At 39.8% G+C, this 2663-nt stretch carries 2 protein-coding genes; both read left to right on the top strand.

All coding sequences use genetic code 11. The features are described from left to right. The first annotated feature begins 150 nt into the window (after nucleotides 1–150). On the top strand, nucleotides 151–2310 hold the full coding sequence (locus EUBIFOR_RS05900) for an integrase catalytic domain-containing protein (RefSeq protein WP_003865055.1): 2160 nt from the start codon (nucleotides 151–153) through the stop codon (nucleotides 2308–2310). Nucleotides 2311–2321: 11 nt separating this feature from the next. Beyond that, on the top strand, nucleotides 2322–2663 hold a 342-nt coding region (locus EUBIFOR_RS12940), incomplete at its 3' end, for a hypothetical protein (protein WP_003865054.1).

Genomic DNA, 2663 nt, shown 5'->3' with positions numbered 1-2663 from the left:
ATCCAGTGTATTTGATGAAATGTCCATGCTGAAACATTATATTGCAACAAAAAAAATCCAAGTTGATATGGAATCAGAACCGCTTGATTTCCAGTATTTACTTGAGATTTACAGGGATGTATTACCCGAAGTGAAAGGAGGCAGCTTAGAATGCTCACAACATTAAACCTGAAAGTAGGTTCCATTCTTCATGATATGGAACAAAACATTGATCATAGAGTAATCTACATGAATAAAGATTACTTAGTAACGATTCTCATTAATGGAATTAAAGAGAAAACTGAAATCAACGAATGGCATATTCAAACACTTCAGCATTTTGTCAATAAGAAACAAATTGCTGTTAGAGAACCCAAGTTTGATAAAGTATTTGACTTTGATTCATTACCAGAGAAAACAAAGGAAATCTATCTACGCAACAAAGATATTGTTGAAACAGTCGGAGATATCTACGGACCGTGCTACTTTTGCTTAGGAACCAGAAAGCCTAAACCGTGTTTTCAGGAACTTGCTGATAAATACAACATCTCTAAAAAGACTGTATTCTATGTAATCAAACAATATCTGACAAACGGCCTTGATCCATTCGCTTTACTTCCACAAATTGGAAAGAAAAGTAAAGCCAATATGCATTATTCTACAAAAACAGGTCGTCCACCTATGTTTGAACAGGGTATCCCTCTAACTGATGAACTGCGTGAAATCTTTGATGACTGCTGTAAACACTATTTATCTGGCAGAGAAAAGTCTTATGCAACAACTTATGACTGGATGCTCACAAAATATTTCACAGCTCGTGTAGAAACACAGACAAGCAAAGGTGTAGTAGTACAGAATAAGCTGCTGCCAATCGACCAGCGACCTACTAAAAGCCAAATGGAGAACTATATTGTTACTCATACATCAGCTAAAGCACGCCGTGTATGCAAAACATCCAAACGTGAATACAGAAACAATGAACGTATGCTTGTTTCAGACAATCTTCTTAATGTGCATGGCCCTGGAGATTTATTCGAAATGGATGAAGTTGAAATGGATGTATCCATTGTCAGTGAAGTTGATCCAACAAAGGTAATCGGACGTCCAATCGTGCATGCAATGGTTGATGTCTATTCACGAATGATTACGGCAGTATCTGTTTCTTTGGAGAATAACTCAGTACTTGGCTTCACAAACTGTCTTTTGAACCTTGGTGAAGACAATAAACAGCTTTGCAGGCGTTACGGCTTGGAGCTAAAAGATGGCTTATGGGACATCAATGTTTTGCCAAACCGACTTCGCAGTGACCGTGGTTCTGAATATCGTTCCAAAGAGGTCAAACGTATCTGCAACGAGTTGAACATCACTCTGGAGCTAGTGCCACCAGCTATGGGGTCACTGAAAGGGCAGGTAGAACAGCTATTCCACCAGTATCATTCGGTACAGAATGATTTGCTTGAAGGCAGAGGTTTGATTACCCAACGGCATGATTCGAACCACCATAGACATGCGGTCCTTACATTGGATGATATCTGGGTATTCGTAATCAACCAGACAATTGCTCACAACATGATGACAATGAGCCAGTATCCAATGACAAAGGATATGTTAGAGAAGTCAGTACATCCCATTCCGTTAGAGTTATGGGACTACGGTTGCACTAAATATGGTGCTCCAAGACCAATTGTCAACCTTGACCAGTTTGAGTATTCAATTCGTAAAGAAGTACGTGCTCGTATAACCCGTAAAGGTATTGAATGGAATGGTTTGTATTACATTGCAAATGATCCTTGGCTTGCAGAACAAATCACTAAGACTAGAAGAAGCTCGGTGCCTTTGAAATGTCGTCTTGATGAAAGAAATATAGGCTCTTTATGGTACATTGCAGACAATCGCCTTGTAAAAGCAACCTTGAATGAGAATCGAGCAGGAAACTATGAGTTCAACGGTATGTCACTTCGCAACTACGAGGAATACAAGACCAAGAAAAAAGAGCTTGTAATGGAGAAAGCTCAGGAAGACCAAGAGATTCGCTGCGCAAGACGTATGGGAATGCAGGCAACCTTGAATGATGCCGTTAGAGTTGCAAATCAGACGGCACCAAATGATGACAAGACCAAAAATATCCGCCATAACCGTAAAGAAGAAAGCATCCTTGTATTAGAGGCAAATTCGATTGGAGCACGTTTGAACACAGATGACGCACCATCTCTGATTCCTTTGAAAAATGCAGAACCAGAACCTGAAGCCTTGTCAGAGCCTGAATCAAATGAAGAAACTGGAAGTATGACCTTTGAAGAAGCCCTTCAAAAGATTAAACAGAAAATGTAGGAGGTACAGTTATGAGAGAACTGAACTGGGTCTACTACTACTCAAATGTAGAGAAAGACCAAAATCAATACACCCATGAAGAATGTACTCGTGTAGGTCCTGTTGATGCTAAATATGTAAAATCATCCAATAGGGACTTCAACAACAACCCGTTCATTGAAGCACTTCCAAGACCAAGAGATGGAAACGTCCTTTTGAACGCATATACAGTACCTATTCCAAGTTTGGATGCTGACGATTTGAGCAAGATGTCTGTGAACGAGCAAAAGGCAACTGTAGTTAGCTTGAAAAATCTAAGACTGCCTTTATCGTTCCAAAAGCAGTTGGAATTCAAAACCCCTTTCGGTTCCAAC

Origin of the sequence: Holdemanella biformis DSM 3989 (genome assembly GCF_000156655.1) — a bacterium.
In the GTDB taxonomy this organism is placed as follows: Bacteria; Bacillota_I; Bacilli_A; order Erysipelotrichales; family Erysipelotrichaceae; genus Holdemanella; species Holdemanella biformis.
This window is presented reverse-complemented; position numbering and strand designations above follow the sequence as displayed.

Coding starts and splice junctions, on each gene's coding strand:
- EUBIFOR_RS05900 (WP_003865055.1), top strand. CDS start 151: ATGCTCACAACATTAAACCTGAAAGTAGGTTCCATTCTTCATGATATG.